General features: G+C 68.8%; 17 protein-coding genes and 2 pseudogenes. 9 read left to right on the plus strand and 10 right to left on the minus strand.

Annotated elements, in window-relative coordinates; genetic code table 11:
- Positions 1–124: 124 nt before the first annotated feature.
- From ACIQOE_RS31975 to ACIQOE_RS31985, 3 genes are all read right to left on the minus strand, one after another.
- Positions 125–1,858 (minus strand): ricin-type beta-trefoil lectin domain protein, encoded by a 1,734-nt coding sequence (locus ACIQOE_RS31975; RefSeq protein WP_365557256.1) that lies wholly within the window; start codon positions 1,856–1,858, stop codon positions 125–127.
- A 156-nt stretch (positions 1,859–2,014) separates the two neighbouring features.
- Complete coding sequence (locus tag ACIQOE_RS31980) at positions 2,015–4,483, minus strand: RICIN domain-containing protein (RefSeq protein ID WP_401415126.1); 2,469 nt, start codon at positions 4,481–4,483, stop codon at positions 2,015–2,017.
- Positions 4,484–5,459: 976 nt separating this feature from the next.
- On the minus strand, positions 5,460–5,936 hold the full coding sequence (locus ACIQOE_RS31985) for a hypothetical protein (RefSeq protein ID WP_401415128.1): 477 nt from the start codon (positions 5,934–5,936) through the stop codon (positions 5,460–5,462).
- A 13-nt stretch (positions 5,937–5,949) separates the two neighbouring features.
- On the opposite strand from ACIQOE_RS31985, the gene ACIQOE_RS31990 reads away from it, so the two are divergent.
- On the plus strand, positions 5,950–6,102 hold the full coding sequence (locus ACIQOE_RS31990) for a hypothetical protein (protein WP_351324979.1): 153 nt from the start codon (positions 5,950–5,952) through the stop codon (positions 6,100–6,102).
- Positions 6,103–6,260: 158 nt separating this feature from the next.
- On the opposite strand, the gene ACIQOE_RS31995 is transcribed toward ACIQOE_RS31990, so the two are convergent.
- Genes ACIQOE_RS31995 through ACIQOE_RS32005 form a run of 3 tightly spaced genes read right to left on the minus strand, consistent with a single transcriptional unit; the run spans position 6,261 to position 8,999 of the window.
- A complete protein-coding gene (locus ACIQOE_RS31995) occupies positions 6,261–6,986 on the minus strand; it encodes a transporter substrate-binding domain-containing protein (protein WP_401415130.1) in 726 nt (241 codons plus the stop codon).
- 18 nt (positions 6,987–7,004) lie between these two features.
- Positions 7,005–7,790, minus strand: coding sequence for a phosphotransferase (locus tag ACIQOE_RS32000; protein WP_401415132.1), 786 nt, complete (start codon positions 7,788–7,790; stop codon positions 7,005–7,007).
- Between the two features lie 9 nt (positions 7,791–7,799).
- Complete coding sequence (locus tag ACIQOE_RS32005; protein WP_401415134.1) at positions 7,800–8,999, minus strand: FAD-dependent monooxygenase; 1,200 nt, start codon at positions 8,997–8,999, stop codon at positions 7,800–7,802.
- Positions 9,000–9,300: 301 nt separating this feature from the next.
- Between ACIQOE_RS32005 and ACIQOE_RS32010 the strand changes: the two genes are divergently transcribed.
- Together ACIQOE_RS32010 and ACIQOE_RS32015 are read left to right on the plus strand one after the other, a co-directional pair.
- Positions 9,301–9,705 (plus strand): squamosa promoter-binding protein 15, encoded by a 405-nt coding sequence (locus ACIQOE_RS32010; RefSeq protein WP_401415136.1) that lies wholly within the window; start codon positions 9,301–9,303, stop codon positions 9,703–9,705.
- A gap of 40 nt (positions 9,706–9,745) precedes the next feature.
- Positions 9,746–10,087 (plus strand): phosphopantetheine-binding protein, encoded by a 342-nt coding sequence (locus ACIQOE_RS32015; protein WP_401415138.1) that lies wholly within the window; start codon positions 9,746–9,748, stop codon positions 10,085–10,087.
- A gap of 198 nt (positions 10,088–10,285) precedes the next feature.
- Here the strand turns inward: ACIQOE_RS32015 and ACIQOE_RS32020 are convergent, their stop codons facing one another.
- Complete coding sequence (locus ACIQOE_RS32020) at positions 10,286–10,504, minus strand: hypothetical protein (RefSeq protein ID WP_401415140.1); 219 nt, start codon at positions 10,502–10,504, stop codon at positions 10,286–10,288.
- Positions 10,505–10,873: 369 nt separating this feature from the next.
- Between ACIQOE_RS32020 and ACIQOE_RS32025 the strand changes: the two genes are divergently transcribed.
- Positions 10,874–11,455, plus strand: coding sequence for a hypothetical protein (locus ACIQOE_RS32025; RefSeq protein WP_399010452.1), 582 nt, complete (start codon positions 10,874–10,876; stop codon positions 11,453–11,455).
- 282 nt (positions 11,456–11,737) lie between these two features.
- On the opposite strand, the pseudogene ACIQOE_RS32030 reads toward ACIQOE_RS32025, so the two are convergent.
- Positions 11,738–11,911: pseudogene (locus ACIQOE_RS32030) on the minus strand (IS5/IS1182 family transposase); the annotation flags it as partial.
- A gap of 63 nt (positions 11,912–11,974) precedes the next feature.
- Positions 11,975–12,677 (minus strand): annotated as a pseudogene (locus tag ACIQOE_RS32035) (transposase).
- 471 nt (positions 12,678–13,148) lie between these two features.
- On the opposite strand from ACIQOE_RS32035, the gene ACIQOE_RS32040 reads away from it, so the two are divergent.
- Entirely contained in the window at positions 13,149–13,475 is a 327-nt protein-coding gene (locus ACIQOE_RS32040) for a hypothetical protein (RefSeq protein WP_365557234.1), read from the plus strand.
- A 189-nt stretch (positions 13,476–13,664) separates the two neighbouring features.
- Here ACIQOE_RS32040 and ACIQOE_RS32045 read toward each other — a convergent pair whose 3' ends face one another.
- Entirely contained in the window at positions 13,665–14,291 is a 627-nt protein-coding gene (locus tag ACIQOE_RS32045; protein ID WP_351324992.1) for a TetR/AcrR family transcriptional regulator, read from the minus strand.
- Between the two features lie 137 nt (positions 14,292–14,428).
- On the opposite strand from ACIQOE_RS32045, the gene ACIQOE_RS32050 reads away from it, so the two are divergent.
- The 4 genes from ACIQOE_RS32050 to ACIQOE_RS32065 all read left to right on the plus strand — a co-directional run bounded on the left by ACIQOE_RS32050 (position 14,429) and on the right by ACIQOE_RS32065 (position 16,860).
- A complete protein-coding gene (locus tag ACIQOE_RS32050) occupies positions 14,429–15,304 on the plus strand; it encodes an NmrA family NAD(P)-binding protein (protein ID WP_365557232.1) in 876 nt (291 codons plus the stop codon).
- A gap of 55 nt (positions 15,305–15,359) precedes the next feature.
- Entirely contained in the window at positions 15,360–15,812 is a 453-nt protein-coding gene (locus ACIQOE_RS32055) for an SDR family NAD(P)-dependent oxidoreductase (protein WP_401415144.1), read from the plus strand.
- Between the two features lie 60 nt (positions 15,813–15,872).
- Entirely contained in the window at positions 15,873–16,244 is a 372-nt protein-coding gene (locus ACIQOE_RS32060) for a hypothetical protein (protein ID WP_401415146.1), read from the plus strand.
- A 271-nt stretch (positions 16,245–16,515) separates the two neighbouring features.
- A complete protein-coding gene (locus tag ACIQOE_RS32065) occupies positions 16,516–16,860 on the plus strand; it encodes a hypothetical protein (protein WP_399010456.1) in 345 nt (114 codons plus the stop codon).
- Positions 16,861–16,999: the final 139 nt, after the last annotated feature.

The raw sequence follows: 16,999 nt of genomic DNA on the forward strand, positions 1-16,999 counted from the left end.
ACCACGCATTCGACGGACGTGCGGGTACGGGTTGGCGGAAGGGTCTCACCGGTTGAGGTGAGACCCTTCCGCGCACCTGGGCAGGTTCAGCCGTGCGACAGAGTCGGCGGTGCCGGCTGTTCGCTCATGCCAGGGAGAACTTCTGGGCGCCTGAGCCGTTGCAGTCCCAGATCTGCAATCGTGTGCCGTTCGCCGTGGCGCCCGACGGTGAGTCGATGCAGCGTCCGCTGGTCGGGTTGTACATCGAGCCGTCGGAGTTCACGACCCAGTTCTGGTATCCCCCGCCGTTGCAGGTGGCCAGCTGCAGCTTGGTACCCGCGGCACTGTTGCCACCAGCGATGTCCAAGCACTTGCCGAGCGTGCGCAGGGTCTGGCCGTTCCAGGTCCACTTCTGGTCGAGCGAGGTGGCCTGCTGGCAGTCCCAGAGCTGGACCGCGGTCCCGTCGCCGCCGGTGTCGTCACCGGCCACGTCCACACACTTGCCGCCAGGACCGTAGATCGGGGTCCCGATGGCGAAGTTCTGGGCGCCGGAGCCGTTGCAGTCCCAGATCTGCAGGCGCGTGCCGTTCGCGGTGGCGCCCGACGGCGAGTCGATGCACCGGCCGCTGGTCGGATTCCGCAGCGAGCCGTCGCTCTGCCGCACCCACGACTGGTAGCCGCCGCTGTTGCACGTGGCGAGCTGCAGCTTGGTACCCGCGGCACTGTTGCCACCCGCGATGTCCAGGCACTTGCCGAGGGTCTGCAGGGTCTGGCCGCTCCACGTCCAGTGCTGGTCCTTGGCCGCCGACTGGCAGTCCCACAGCTGGACCGCGGTGCCGTCGCCGCCGGTGTCGTCACCGGCCACGTCCACGCACTTGCCGCCGGGACCGGTGATCGTCTGGCCGGTCGCCGAACCGCCGCCACCGCCGCCGGAGCCCGGGCCCTTGTTGTAGACGGCCACCGAGTCGATGACCAGCTTGCCGCCGGAGACGGTGGCCGCGTTGGGACCTCCGCCGAAGGCGTCCGGGAAGCCACCGCCGATGGCCAGGTCGTAGATGATGAAGAAGGGGTGGTCGACCGCGTCCGCCCAGGTCGTCGCGTCCACCTGGTTGGCGTTGACGGTGAAGAAATTGTTCCCGTCGAGGTAGAACCTGATCTGCTCCGGCGACACGGAACGGTCGATCTCCGCCGCGTAGTCGTGGAAGCCGGTCTGGCAGCCCGAGCAGGCGCGTTCACCGGAGCCGATGCCGGTCGACTCGTTGCACGGCCCGCCCGGGTTCACGCCGCAGTGAAGGGTGCTGAAGACCGAGCTGCGGCCGTTGATGTCCTCCATGATGTCGACCTCGCCGGACTTCGGCCAGACGACACCGTCGCGAAGGGGCGCACCCAGCATCCAGAACGCCGGCCAATAGCCCGCGCCGTTCGAGGTGTTGACGTTGGGCTGCTGCAGGACGGACTCGATGCGGACGACTCCGCCGGCCGGGGCGCCGAAGGACGCCGACTGGGTCTCCACACGCCCCGAGGTCCATCCGCTGCGCGCGTCGGAACCGGAGTGCAGGGCCTGGAGCACCAGATGGCCCTGGCCGTCGTAGTAGACGTTCGAGGTGCTGTTGGTCATGGTCTCGATCTCGCCGGTGCCGAAATTGCTGCCCGGCCCGGTGTCGTACTTCCACAGGCTCTGGTCGATGCCCGTGCCGGACGCACCGTTGAAGTCGTCGCTCCAGGTGAGCGAGAAGCCGGACGGTGTCGGGGGCACGGCAGCCTGGGCGCTGGCGGTCGTGGTGGCGGTGGCCGCCGCCGCTATCAGCGCGACGACGGGGACCAGTCCGAGCGTCCTTCTCCATCTGTGGCGCAGGGGTCTTGCCGAGTTCCATCGCATGTACGTGACCTCCGAGTGAGATGAATGACGACGGCGAACGGGGTGGTTGCCCGGCCTGGCGCGCCGTGCAAGCAGGGGGGTTTCGGCGCGCGCAGCACGCCTCGGTGACACTGCGCGGCCGCGGTGCGCGTGGCCGCCGGCCGGCTCTCCGTGGTCCTACAGGAACTGCCAGAGGTGGTCGGCGGTGCCGTTGTCGTCGTACTGGACGACGTGCGCACTGTTGGCCGTCGACATCAGGTCGACACCCATCACCTTGCCGGAGTTCTTGTTGCGGATGCGGAACCAGCTGTCACCGTTGTCGACCAACTGCCAGAGGTGGTCGGCGGTGCCGTTGTCGTCGTACTGGACGACGTGGGCACTGTTCGCGGTCGACATCAGGTCGACGCCGAGGACCTTCTGCGAGTTCTGGTTGCGGATGCGGTACCAGCCATCGCCGTTGTCGATCAACTGCCAGAGATGGTCGGCGGTGCCGTTGTCGTCGAACTGGACGACGTGGGCACTGTTGGCCGTCGACATCAGGTCGACACCCATCACCTTGCCGGAGTTCTTGTTGCGGAGCCGTCGGTAGTCGGCGACCGGCTGCCACGGGTGGCCGGTCGGTGAGGTGGTGGGGAACGCGGAGATCCGCAGCCGGGCCGCGCCCATGGGGATCAGCGTCACGGTCTCGACGGCGGCGGTGCTGCGTGCCGGCGAGTCCTGCACCGGGGCGACCACGTGCTGACTGTCGGCCTGCCACTCGGCGATCTTTCGCGCGGGGGCGGTGATCCGCACCGGAGTCGTGTCGCGCTTGAAGGGGTCGGCGGGAAGCGCGCCGCCGCTTCGGGTGAAGGTCCAGGTTCCGTCGTTCGGCGCGAGCCCGTAGTTCCAGGCCGTGGTGGCGTGCACCTCGTACTCGGGGAACTGCGAACTCCCGCCGTACTGCACGTAGTTCTCGCCGATACTGAGCGAGTACGTGAGGGGCCCGCGGTCGACCGCGGTGAGCTGGTGATTGCCGGGCCAGGTGCGCAGCACGGTCGACTGCGGGAAGCGCAGCGTCACGGTGTCGCCGTTGTTCCAGGTGCGCGTGACCACGCTCCAGGACGGTCCTGCCGACGCGGAGACGGCGGCCCCGGCGACGGTGACCTGCGGCGCTCCGCACCAGCCGGGGATGCGCAGGTACAGCGGGAAGGCGAGCGGCTTGGGTGTGGCGAGGGTCAGGGTGATCGTGTCGCCGAAGGGGTAGTCGGTGGTCTCGGTGACGGTCACCGCGGTGCCGTCGGCTACCTTCGCGGTGACCTGGCTCGGCGCGTACATCGCGGCCGCCAGCCCCTTGTCCGGTGTGGCGAGCCACAACTCCTCGGTGAAGTAGGGCCATCCCATGCCGTAGTTGTGCGGACAGCAGCGGTACTGGTCGACGCCCGGCATGAACGCCTGCATGGCGAAGTTGTTCTGGAACTGCCCCTGCGTCTTGGCGACGTCGTCCAGGTCCACGCTGTTGGCACTGGTGATGTAGTGGATGCCCTTCCCGGACGGATCGAGCGCCGCGGGCAGCGAGTTGAAGGCCAGGTCCTCGCACCGGTCGCCCCACACCGCGTCGCCGGTGATCCGGGTCAGCAGCTGATGGCTGGCCATGAACTCGACGATCCCGCAGGTCTCGAAGCCCTGCCGGGGGTCACCGAATCCGGGTCGCGCGTTCTCGTCGCCGGCGAATCCCCCGCCCGGGAACTGTCCGTACGAGGTCATCACCGACGTGTAGTTCTGATACGCGGCCTGAGTCAGCGCGCTGGACGGTGAACGGAGCGCGTACTGGGCGGGCTCGCGGAAACCCTGCGCGATGTTCACGTTGTGCAGCGACGGCAGGTTGTTGACCCAGTTGGCGCCGTTGGTGTGAATCTTGTCGGCGAGGGAGAGCAGGAACGAGTCGCCGGTGCGGTTGTACAGCCAGAAGACGCTGTCCAGGCCGTCACCCCAGCGCACCGACACCCAGCTCTGGTTGAACGCCGAGGGGCCCTGCGCGTTCATGAAGCGGAAGAAGCCGGTGAGCAGCGGGACGATCCGGCTGTCCCCGCTGTATTCCTGCCAGTTGCGCAGTGCCCAGGTGAGCGGCAGGAAGGGCCAGAAGTCCGGGCCTCCGCCGAGGGAGGTGCGCAGCGCGGTAGGACCGAACCAGCCGTCGGACTGCCGGGTGGCCACGATCGCGTCGATCCACTGGCGGACGGCGGCCAGCGCGGTGGCGTCCTGGGTGAGGATCGCCAGGTCCACGTATCCGCGCAGCCAGTACGGGACTTCCTCCCAGCCGGTGCGCTCGGGGTGCACCCAGCCGGACTCGGACATGACCAGGAAGTGCGAGACCGCGGCGTACTGCCCGCACAGCCCGGCGAGTTGCTGACGCAGCCGCGCGTCGAGCCATCCGCGAGCGGTGACCGCGCCGGGCGGCAGGCGCAGGAAGGCGGTGGGCGAGAGCGGTGCGGCGTTGGGCGAGTAGAGCCCGCCGGGCGCGGGCGCCACGCGCGACGACACCGTGGCCTCTGCGCCGCGGGTGCCGTGCGGCGCCGCCTGGGCGGTGCCGGCCATGCCGAGCGGGAGCCCGCTCGCTCCGGCCGCGGTGAGCGCGCCGGCCACGAAGTGTCTGCGGTTCAGGGGCATGGGGGAGCCTCCTGGCACGATCCGGGACGTGGGGGACCAGGAACCGCGAGTCCAAGACCGGGGCGCCTGGGGTATTTCAACGTTGGAAAGCAGAGAGCCAACGGGCATGACAGCACGGACCGGGGGCCGTGTCCAGAGGGTGCGCGCGAGCTGTGCAGTCCGGGGGTGGCGCGGAGCGGCAAGGACAACTTCGTTGCGGGCGCGGTGACTTCGCCGTCGAGGGCCGGGGAGGGGGCCTCGAGCCCTGGGTGCCAGGGCTCGGCTTCGCCGGTCGCGCAAGGGCGGACGGCCGCTGAGCGCACCCGGTCGTCGCCCTCTCCGGCGTCCGCGTCACCGGCGCCCTGTACTCACGGGACGGAGGAACGGGCGTCCGGCCGGGCAGTGGCCCTCCGATTCGCCACTCGTGCCGGGAAGCCCCGGCATCCCGTTCACGGTGACCGGCACCGTGCCCCGGTGGAGGTCTGTGGGCAGTGGGCAGCGGGCAGCGGGCAGCTACGGCCAGGCACAAAAGTGGGTCACGTCCAGGCCCGCTCGTGCCATGTCAGGCCCCGGATCGCGGCTCCGGCTGGTGCTTGCCGGAGGTGGGCGTGGCTCCACTCCCGGCCGGCGGTGGCTCCGCTCCCGGCTTGAGGCAGTCCACGATCGGATAGACAGTGAGAACCATGAACCGGCACCGGCAGCCACCACGGCGAGCCCCGTGGATCGCGGGCGGCGCGGCCGTCGTCGCCGTCGGCGCCGGCCTGGGGGCCTGGGCACTGGTGTCCTCCGGCAACGGCGGCGGCTCGTCACACCCGACGTCGTCACCCTCGGTGACGGCATTGCCGTCGGAGCAGCCGTCGGTGTCCGAGTCACCGTCGGTGACGACGACTCCCCCGACACCGAGCCCGTCCCTGTCCCCGTCGACACGGCCGCCGGCCTCGCGCACGCCGGCCTCCAAGACACCGGGACCGGCACACACACCGGCGCCCAGACCGCCTCAGCCCCTGCCTCCGGTGCCACCCGGCACCCGGCCGACGCCCCACCGGACACCCTTGCCTCCCCCGCCGCCGGTGCACACACCGACGACCAAGCCGCCGCCTCCCCACACACCGCCCCCGAAGCCGACCCTCACACCCACCCTGCCGACGTCACCGACGCCGCCCAGCTCGACGCCCCCGCACACCGCCCCGGCGTCGACGCCCCCACAGACTTCCCCAGCGTCCACGCCTCCAGAGACCTCCCCGACGTCGACGCCCCCACGCACCTCCCCGACGTCTCCGAGGCCGCCAAGGCTGCCGAGCCCGCCGTCCACACCGGCCCCGACCCGGCCCCAGCCGTCACGGTCCCCCGCGACGACGCTACCGAGGCCGCCCGCGGCGACCCCGCAGCCGTCGCGGACACCGTCGCCCACGACTCCGACGACTCCGGCCCCGACCGCCACCGGCACGAAGCCGGGCACGACCACCTGGGTCACGTCGCCAGAGGCCGTGGCCGCCGCCCAGCGGATGGCAGCGGCGAACAAGGTCGGCGACCCGGTCTGCAGCCTCTCGGCCGTGGGACAGCCGAACCCGAGCCTCGTACCCCAGGGCCGGCACATCGCCATCGGGCACTACGGCACCTACTGGTGCCTGATCTGGTGACCCAGCATGGATGTGCCTGGACGACACACATCCAGTCCCCCGTTCACCCCCCTGGGCTAACGCACATCCACTCGCTGCATGTGTCCGCACCGGCCGGCGAACCGCTCACACATCGTCCCTGCCGGACAGCACCCAGGACAGTCACCGACGAAGGCCCGCTAGGCAGGCGGCGCGACGAGTGTCGGAGACTGGTGTGAGCGACGAAGGGCGTCGGCCACAAACCCCTCTGCCCTGAGTTCTTCCAGCACCGCGTGCAGGAAACGTACGGTCTCGTCCGCGCACGTCCGGGGAACCCCGACAGCCTGTCTGATCTCCATGAAGCGATCTTCGATCAGCCGGACCTGGTCCGCGTGGGCCGCGACAAAGGCCGTCATCGGCTGGCGGATTCCCGCCGCGGCTTCCAGGCCTCGCGCTTGGAAGACCTCCACGCCCTCCGCACCACGTACGACGGTGGCGTGCCGAAGGGTTCGGCTCAGGTAGAGGTCGTAGGCGGAGCCCTCCTTGACCCCGATGCGGACGCCTGGCCGGTCGACGTCGGCGGCGGACAGGCCTTCCGAGTCGAGGGGCACGGCGTACACACCTTCGATGACCACGTAGGGCGCGGTGAAGGCGACCTCCGCCTCCCGGGCCGGTTCGACTGCGAGGAAACAGAGATCCGCCCGGTGGGAAGCCATGGCCTCGAACGACTTGCGCGCCGCGTCGAAGCAGACGAGTTCCACGGGCACTCCAAGCCGCCGGCCGATCTCGCGTGCGATGTCCACCGTGACACCGGCGGGCTCCGCGGGGGTGCCTTGCGCGAGGACAGGGTTGCCCAGGTTGATCGACGCTCTCAACACTCCCGTTGGAGCCAGGTCTTCGACGACGTTCGCAGAAACGATCTCCATGGGTGGAGTGTAGGACGGTCACGGGAAGGCACCGAGGAGTTCTTCGCGTCGGGCCATCGCCCAGGCACGCTCCTCCTCGATGTCCGGGACGAAGTTCCGCCGCAGAAATGTCGCCCAAGGATCCGCGCCGAGCGGGCCCAGGCGTGCGATCCGATCGGTCTCCTCGCGCTGCAACCGAGCCAGCGCGTCCAACACATCGGCCGGGCGTGCGCCGTAGGCGTCACAGAGGAGCCGCAGTCGTCGGGCCAACGGCGCACCACCGGCGCCGTAGCCGACCCTTCGCTGGCGTTCGGGGAGCCTCAAGGGCACGCTGTACCAGGCTAGTTGCGCCAGGTCGTCCAACGCCTCCCCAGGCATGGCCAGGTCCCAGTCGATGACACCGACCAGCCGGTCCTCAGTCCAGACCGAGTTCCAGGTCGTGAGGTCACCGTGCCGAACGATCAGCCCGGGACGCCAGTGGGCGTCCGGGTCGCACCAGACGGCCCGCGGCGAGGGCCGGAAGTCGCGTACCGCCTCGTGATAGGCGCGCAGCCACCTGCCGAGTGCGACGACGCCCTCGTCCCCGAGGAGCATCCGTGGCCACGGGGAGAGTCCGACTTCGCCGTGGAGCAGCGACACGACTTCGTGGCCGTCCACGGGACCGTCTCCAAGGGCGCGCGGCGCACCGTCGAATCCCACCCGCTCCAAGTGCCGTAGCAGTTCCCGCACGGCCGGGGTCCACGGACGCCAGGGCCTGAGGACGGTCTCGCCCTGACGGCGTACCGTCGACAGTCCCCCGCGCATCGATTCACCGTCCTGGATCACGTGGGAAATCTACGGCGGAAAGTCGTCGACGGTCATGGAGTTGTAGAGGCGTGCGCTCTTGGTGGTGAGGCGGAGGAGGGCGCGGCTGGGGCCGGCGGGCAGGGCGGAGATCAGGCGAGCGCCCTGGGCCAGGCCCCACACGCCGAGTGGGGACGTGGGGATCAGAGTCTTCGCCGCGCTCAACGCGACCGCGCGGCTGCCGCGCACGTGTGCCGCCATCACGCGCTCGTAGGCCGGGAAGGCGTGTTCGTGGTCGCCGCCCGCTCGTGCCAGTTCTCCGGCGAGGACGTAGGCGCCGACGACGGCCAGGGTGGTGCTGCCTCCTACGGCAGGACCCGGACAGTAGCCCGCGTCGCCGACGAGCGTCACTCTTCCCTGCGACCAGGTGTCCATGTGGAGTTGCGTGATCGAGTCGAAGTAGAACGCCGGGGTGCGGTCGAGTTCGTCCAGCCAGCGGTCCACGTGGGTGTGCATGCCAGCGAACGCGCCCCGCAGCAGCTCCTTCTGCCGGGGCACATCGCGGTAGTGGTAGTCGAGTTCGCGCTCGCTCCGGAACAGGAACAGCGCCCGTGCCTCGCCGAGGTGGCGGGCACCGTACATGCAGGCCGTGCGACCGACGCCGACGTGGATGAGGAGTTCGCCGTCGAGGTCGGAGACGTTCGGCAGGGTCAGTACACCGAGGTAGGCCCCGATGAAGGTGCTGTGGCGGGACTGCTCATCGAAGACGAGGTGACGCACGTTGGAGTGCAGTCCGTCCGCGCCGACGATGAGGTCGAAGCGGCGCGGCGAGGCGTTTTCGAACCGCACTTCGCCTTCGGTCGAGATCGCGGTGATCGAGTCGTCGAAGACGTACTCGACGTCGTCGCGTGTGGCGTCGCAGTAGATCTGGCTCAAGTCGTCGCGCATGATCTCGACATGCCGGTCGGACGTGGCTCCGAAGATCTTGGAGAGGTCCGCCCGGACGGGACGCCGTGAGCCCTCTCGGTAGACGGTCATCCGGTTCGTACCGGTGGCCCGTTCCTCGATACGCGGCAGTACGCCCATCTTCTCCGAGATGTCCATCGCGGGGCGGAACAGGTCGACCGCGTGACCGCCGGTCCTCCGCAGCGCCGGCGCGCGCTCGACGACGGTGACGGAGAAGCCGTGCCGGGTCAGCCAGTAGGCCAACACCGGGCCGGCGACACTGGCGCCTGAGATGAGAATCCGCATCGCATCCGTCCTTTCCTTCAGCCCCTGCGTTCGGCGGCCGTCCAGGGCACCGCCGTCCGGGCGCGGCCTGCCGTCGGAAACAGTCCTGGGCACACTGTCGCCGGGGACGCCCGTCTGCGGATTGGACGAATGTTCCCCAGCGGTGGTCCCGCCTCTTTGTGTCAGGCTTTTTGGTGCAGCCGCACGCATGACTGACTGATCGTTTCAGAATGAGGCCTGCGGGACGGCGGCGACGTGGAGCGCCTTGCTATGAGCGAAATGGCCACGCGGGGGTGCTGGCTGGTGCTGTACAACGATCGCTATGAGCTGGGTGGCGAACGTGATGATTTCGGTCGATGTGGCCGACGGCGCAGAGGTGAAGGCGCTGAGCGAGTGGTTGCGGACGGATGCTCCGCATCGTGCCCACCCGGAGGTCCATGGAGTCGGCTTCTTGAAGCTGCTCACCAGCCTTGAGACCAACCAATGGGGCGGCTGGAAGAACCCCGAATGCGAGGTGTGGGCGGGTGCTCTGAACCATGCCGACCTCGATGCCCTGAAGCGGCGCGTGTTCGAGGTGCCGTGGCGCGAGCCGAACCTGGTACAGCTCCTGATCATGGATCAGGAGGAAGGGTTCTTCCGTATGTGGATGATCAGAGCTGGCGAGTTGCGGCAATTCGCACCGCTGCAACCCAACGAGGAGGACGAAGGCTTCTACCAAGGCTATTGAGCAGGGCCCGTGGCCCATGCCGATCTTCCCGTCGAACGTCGTGTACGTATCGGAACACCGCTCACTGGTCCTCGCCCTGTTCGCGCAGGCCCTGAAGCCGGGCGGACACCTCATCATCGGAACACACGTCGGCGACGAGGACGCAGTGCGAACGGAGGCCTACGGAGGTGTGCCCGTCCACTGGACGACGCACAAATGGCGGCCGGAACTCGGCCAGGACGACGTGGCCGCGGACGACGACGTCTTCGACCAGGGCTGCGGTTCGCTGACGAGCCTGCGGCTGACCGGCCGTATCGAGGCGGTGCTGGACCGCGTGGTCGACGTCGGGCCCGTCTTTCGCTGCCGCACGGCACGGGCCCGCAGCCACGCGCTCACCCCCTGAGCCCGGGGAGCCTCGGCGACGGGCCACCCGTGACGTCTGCTATTCGTCCGGTGCTACGGCCGGACGTTACTGGCTCTCGGGCGACCGGGTCGCACCGTAGCGGGCGCAGATGGAGTTCACCTCGAAGTGTCTGGGCAGCGTGATGGACCCGTCGTCCACGTGGCCGCCGATCAGCCGGATGACGTCCGCGACCCGCTCCTAGGACATCGCCACCTCGGGGGTCAGTGCCTCCAGCCTGTACAAGTCCTCGATGGTGAAGCCGAGTTCGGCCAGCGCCAATGAGTGAAAGACGAGATCCTGCACCAGCCGGTGGTCCGGACCGACCGTGGGGGTCTTCTGCGGAGCGACCAGACGGACCAGGGTGCAGACCAGAAAGGGGATCTCCGCCGGACTCACCATGACATCGGTTTCGGACATGTGCGAGCGCTCCATTTAAGGATGTGCGGGCGGTGACGGGACGCGAGCCTGCACATCACGGCTCGGTCTGCGCCGTCGTGTCGCACCGCCACGGCGTCCCACCAGGCAGTCGGACCGGCGAGCACCGCTTCGTTCGCGCCGCGCGGACGCAGTCCGGTCTGCCGTGAAGTTGCCGGTTCAAATGCCTGCGCACGGGCCTGACTTGGACCCAGAATCTTGATGGCGCAAGGTGTCCAGGCCGTGTTGCGTCCGCGAAGGACGGCCTGGCTTACTGGCACGGCATGGCCGGCGCATCCCACCTGCGCCGGACCCATGGACACCGGGCGGGACGTACTGCGGGCACGACGTGCCCGACGGGGAGGATGGACAGTGACCGACACCCTGCACACGGGGCTGACGACGGCGAGCCTGCTGGCCGCGGACAAGGGCGACGGCAGCAACTTCGTCCTCTACTTCAACACCATTCTGATCGTCCTCGTCGTGACCGTCGTCATCGTCCGTCAGTTCACGGTCCGGGCGGTCACCCAGCGCATGTACTTCTGGGCGGGTGTGCTCATCGTCCGCGGCTGCATCCTTCCGGGCCCGGCCGAGTTGAAGCCGGGGAGCATCGTCCTGCTCGTCCTCTCGCTGCTCGCGTCGGTCGCCTTCGGCTACTGGCGGGGCGCGGCCTTCCCCATGTGGAAGGAGAGCGACGGACGTGTGCTGCGCAAGGGCGACCGCCGCATCCTCCTCCTGTGGCTCGCGACCGTCGCCGTCCGGCTGGTGTTCGGGGCGATCGGCGCGGTCGCGTTCGGCGAGGCCTTCAACGCCAACGCGCTCTGGCTCGGCATGGGCGTGACGCTGGCCGTACAGCACGTGATCATGATGCGCCGCAGGGACGAGGCACCGCTGAGGGCGCCGCAGACCGAGGCGGAGGCGGCCCCGGCCAGAACGGCGGCGGCCGAGAGGTGAGCAGCGCCGTCCAGGGGCGACGGATGCCACGGATCAGGCACTGTGGCCAGATAACTCCGCAGGTCAGCGGCTACCTCCAGCGGGACTGGACCGGAGGCTTCCCTCAACTGTCGAAGGCATGACGGCATGCGGGAAGACGGGCGCGCAGGCATGGACTCGCTCGGTGCTCATACGGACTCGACACCCACATGATCATCAGCGGCCATGCCTGTTCTGCGTCCAGGGGCACCTCTGACAGAAGCCGACAAGCCGTCACATCTTGGCTCTCAACAGGCGAACCGCTTGATTCCAGGTACAGCCTGCGGTGGCCACAACGATGATCGCGGCCAGCACCTCAGGGTTCCCTCGCCGACGATGTCCACCACCCTTCGACCGTTCCGGAGCCGGCGGAACCACCCGTTGGAACAACTCCCACAGGTCTTGCGGCGCCAACCGTTCGACAAACGCAGCAGTCATCACCTCTGACTGCCACAAGACCACGCAGCCTGAAATGACGTCTAGAATTCCTAAGACCGTGTCCTACGCGGTGAGGCGGACGAGCCGCTTGTAGCAGCAGAGTGCTGCGGCCAGGCCGAGAAATGCCAGGTAGTTGCGGGGATTTCGTTCGTAGCGGGGGGCTGAGGCGTCGGTAGCCGGACAGCCATGACATGGTGCGTTCGATGACCCAGCGGCGGCGCCCTAATCGTTCACTGGACTCGACTCCTTTGCGGGCGATGCGCACACCGATGTGCTTCCCCCATAGCCATTTCCGCAGGCGCGGTACGTCGTACGCCTTGTCTGCATGGAGCCGCTGGGGCTTGAAGTGCCGTCCGCGGTGAGGGTCCTGTTTCGTTTGGTGACCCTCGATCATGGGCTTCAGCCCTTCGCTGTCGTGGACGTTGCCGACGGAGACGCCGACGAGGAGGGGCAGTCCGTTCGCGGTGTCGAGGACGACGCGGGTGACGTCGATGAGGCCGGCGTCGTCGAGGCGGTGCAGGACGGCCTCGTGCAGGCGGCCCCAGACGCCGGCTCTGGACCAGATCAGGAACCGGCGGTGAGCGGTCGACTTCGATATCCCGAAGCACGGCGGCAACGCCCGCGAGGCGCATCCGCCGACCAGGACGTAGACGATCGCCGCGAACAGCGTCTCATCAGGCGTGTCCTGCGTTCCGCCGCCCTGCGGCCGCACCCTTGGCTGCGGGATCAGCGGCTTCGCGATCTCCCACAGTCCGTCCGGCACGATCCAGCTCCATTTCCTGGGCTATCTGGTGACCGCCCGCCGTATTTCGGATACGCCGGAAGGGGCGTCGACCGCCGCTCAGTGAATGGGATGTCGGCCGACGGGAGCCCGCCGTGCGTGATCGCGGGTCCGGCCGACGGTGAAGAAGTGGGGCGCCGGGCAGTGAGAGAGGGACTGCGCGGCCAAGTTGTTACGGCGGCGAGGCTCGTCGCCTTCTTCGTCACTCTGCGATTGAGGCGAACCCGCCCGGCATTGAGTGAGTGTCAGGTCCATCATGCCTGCTCGGGCATGGTGTGCGGTAGGACGGAGCGCACGTCCGTTCAGGCTTGTCCGGGGTGGTGGCCTGACCGCAGACTCGTCGTCATCCACTCTCCGACGTCCGTGTCGGCATCCCTCCTCGGGTGCCGACGCGTTCGTCGTGCTGCCTCGTCGCGGGACGGGCGCAGGTGGGAGTGGGGGAACGGAGGGGGATCGATGGATCAGGAAATGGTCATGCGGGCGCGGGTACAGCTGCTGAGTTCCAACCGGCTGGTCGTGCGCGGTACGGAGGGGCTGCGGATCTACCGTCTGCTGGCGCAGGTCGAGCCCGAGGTGTACGGGTCGAAGCTGGCTTACGTCCTGGTGGAGGCCAGCGCGTCAGCGCAGGTACGGGACCTGCCCGAGCGGCGGTTGGCGCTGCTGGAGGAGGCGGTGGCGGTCGCCTCCTCGCTGAGCAGCGCGAATCCCTTCCGGGCCAAGATGCTGTCGAGGGCGCTTGCCGCGAAGCGGGAACTGGAGGGGCGGCCGGCGCAAGGGACGTGAGGCGGGGTCGCGGTGCGACTCTGGCGTGATTGAGGCTCTGGCGGTCGGGATGTGTGCGGTATCGGCGCATCCCTACCTGTCCGGGTCGGTGGCCAGCCGGATGCGGGCGCGTTCGGCACGCTCCTCGTCGGGCCGGCGATCGGGAGGGGGCGGATCCGGCGCCGGTGGGCTGCGTCTCCGCGCGGCCCCTCAGTCGTGCGGCGCGAAGGACTCGACGTAGGCCAAGGCGCCGTACAGCGCGTCGCGCAGGGGCGTGGAATCGCCGGCCGCCTGGTCCAGCAGGGCTCCGCCCTGGAACGCGGCCGTGAGGAGATGCGCGAGTGCGGTCGGGTCGGCCTCCGGTCGCAGTTCGCCGCGCTCGCGCATGGTGCTCAGGCCGCGCCTGAACAGCGCCTGCCAGCGTTCGAAGCCGTCGGCCACCGCGTCCCGGTGGGACGGTTCGTTCTTGACGACCTCGGCGGCCAGGGAGCCGAAGGTGCAGCCGCCGCGCAGCATGTCCTTCGAGGCGATGTAGGAGTCGGCCCACCGGCGCAGGGCGGCGAAGCTGTCCAGCTCGCCCAGCTCGGGTGCCTGGTGGCGGGTGACGATGTCGTCGGCCTGCCAGGCGAGCACGGCTCGGACCAGGGACTCCTTGGTCGGGAAGTGGCGCGTCAGCTGCGATCCGCTGACCCCGGCGGCTTCACGGATCTGCTCGTTGTTGGTGTTCTGCGCGCCCTGTTCGTAGATCAGCCCGGCGGCCGCCCTGACGATGCGCTCACGGGTGGCCAGCCCCTTGGCGGTCAGCTTCTGACCGGTCGCTTCGCTGGTGGTGGTCATGCAGACCATCGTACCGCAAGAAAGGGCTTGACAACCCATTCTGTGAGAGGTTCCCTGGAGGTGAGCAAAAAGGGCTGTCAAGCCCATTTATTCCTCATAGACCCGCCGCCTCCCGTCAGGAAACGGAGATCACCCTCATGGCACGGAACCTCCTCGTAATCGGGGCCACCGGCAAGACCGGCGGCCGCACCACCGAGCTGCTGCTCCAGCGCGGTCACCGCGTCCGCGCACTCGTCCGCGGCCACGACGACCGCGCCCGCCGGCTCGCCGGCCTCGGAGCCGACACCGTCGTCGGTGACGTCCTCGACCTGGACTCCCTGGCCCGGGCGACCCAGGGCATCGACGCCCTGTACTTCACCTATCCGATCCGTCCCGGCCTGATGGAAGCCACCGCGAACGTGGCCCAGGCCGCGGCGGAGACCGGGGTCCAGGCGATCGTGAACATGTCGCAGATCTCCGCGCGCCGCGACAGCGCCAGCAACGCGGCACGCCAGCACTGGGTCGGCGAACGCGTCCTGGACCGCTTCCCGGTCCCGGTCACCCACCTCCGCCCGACCTTCTTCACCAACTGGCTGATCGACACCTGGGCCGACGGAACCGGCGAGCTGCGCCTGCCGTTCGCCGACGGACGCCACGCTCCCATCGCGGAGAGCGACCAGGCGAAGGTGATCGCGGCCGTCCTGGAGGACCCCGCACCGCACGCCGGCCAGATCTACCCGCTGTACGGCGCCGAGGAGCTCGATCACTACGAGATCGCCGAGCGGATGTCACGCGCCCTGGGCCGTGACGTCACCTACGTGCCCATCGAACTCGACGAATTCGCCGCCATCCTGCGAGGCCGCGGCGCACCGGACCACTTGATCCAGCACCTGCTCGCCGTGGCCGTCGACTACCGCAACGGAGTCTTCGCCGGCACTAACGACCTGGTGAAGACGATCGGCGGCAGCGACCCGCTCGGCGTCGAGGAATTCGTCCGCCAGAACCGCGCGGCCTTCGCCCCGCGCACCACCTGAGCACCCGAATAGCTCAGTACCTCAATGCCTCAATGCCTGAATTCCGGAGAAGACAATGAGCGTCTGGTTCATCACGGGGTCGTCCCGCGGCCTCGGCCTGGAGATCGCCCTTGCCGCACTCGCAGCGGGCCACCAGGTGGTCGCGACCGCCAGGAACGCCGAAACCGTCCGTGACCGGTTTCCCGACGCCGACGACGGGCTGCTCACCGTGGCGCTGGACGTGACCGATCAGCGCAGCGTCCGCACGGCCGTCGACGCCGCCGTCGAGCGGTTCGGCAGGATCGACGTCCTGGTCAACAACGCCGGCAGCGGCCTGCTCGCCGCCGTCGAGGAGTCCGACGACGCCGCGGTCCGCGCGCTGTACGAGACCAACGTGTTCGGCCCGCTCGCCGTGCAGCGTGCCGTGCTGCCGGTGCTGCGCCGCCGGCGCGCCGGGCACGTGATCAACATCAGCTCCATCGTGGGCTTCGCCACCGCGCCCGGCTGGGGCGTCTACGCCTCCACGTAGTTCGCCGTCGAGGGCTTCACCGAGACCCTCCACACCGAACTCGCCCCTCTCGGCATCCATGTGACCCTCGTCGAACCGGGCTTCTTCCGCACCGACTTCCTCGATCCCGCCAGCCTGCACACCGGCCCTTACACGATCGAGGACTACGCGTCCACCGCCGGAGCGATGCGCGCGGCCGCCGTGAGCCTGAACCACGCGCAGCCGGGCGATCCGGCCAAGGCCGCCCGCGCCGTCGTCGAGATGGCGGCCGCGCCGGAACCGCCGTTGCGGCTTCCGCTCGGTGCGGACACGCTCCAGGCGTTCGAGGCCAAGCTGGAGGCCTTCCGCAAGGAGATGGACGCCTGGCGGCATGTCGCCCTCGCCACCGACCACGAACAGGACCAGGGCCAGAACCAGGGCCAGAACCAGGACCGGGAGACTCCGAGCAGGTAAGTGCCGGGAAATAATTCTGTCCGCATTCTGACAGCACCGGCGATCCGGCGCCCGCAGCTCCCGGCCGGCCACTCGGATTCTCACGATCCGCATAACGAACTATTACGTCAGGGCCATTCGGGCGGAAGAATTCTTGCAGCCCGTTCCGGGCGGAGGACTAGCGTGGTGAATGCACGAAGCGCCCGTACAAGTTGACGATTTTACGGGTTGCTCTTTCTCCTCCGAGGAGGCCGCCATGCACGTGCGTACACGCGTAGCCGCAGCATCCGGGATGTCCGTCGCACTGCTCTGCGCGGGCGCCGGCGGAGCCATGGCCGCGACCGCGACCACGCCACCGGCACATCCCACCTCGATCACGGTCAAGGCACATCCCACGACCGTCAAGGCCGGGCACACGGTCCGTTTCGCCGGCCGTGCCTCCGGCATCAGGCCCGGAGCGCCCGTGACCCTGCAGATGGACAAGAACGGCACTTGGATGCCGCTGCACGTCGACTCCAAGGTGAAGAAGGGCGACACGTACGCCCTCGCCACCCGAGTGACGACGAAAGGCACCCAGGACTTCCGTGTGGCCTCGGGGAAGACCCACTCCTCCACCGTCAAGGTGATGGTGAAGTGAGCTGACACCTCAGGACACGATCCAACACGATCCACATGACCTGCGGGGATCGTTCGACGCGTGGTGTACGCCCGTTTCGGGGCGTACACCACGCGCGGTCGTTCACCTCGACCGGCGCCCCCGGCACCAGTGGTGTCAC

Origin of the sequence: Streptomyces sp. NPDC091282, from assembly GCF_044757385.1 — a bacterium.
Lineage (GTDB): Bacteria > Actinomycetota > Actinomycetes > Streptomycetales > Streptomycetaceae > Streptomyces > Streptomyces gramineus.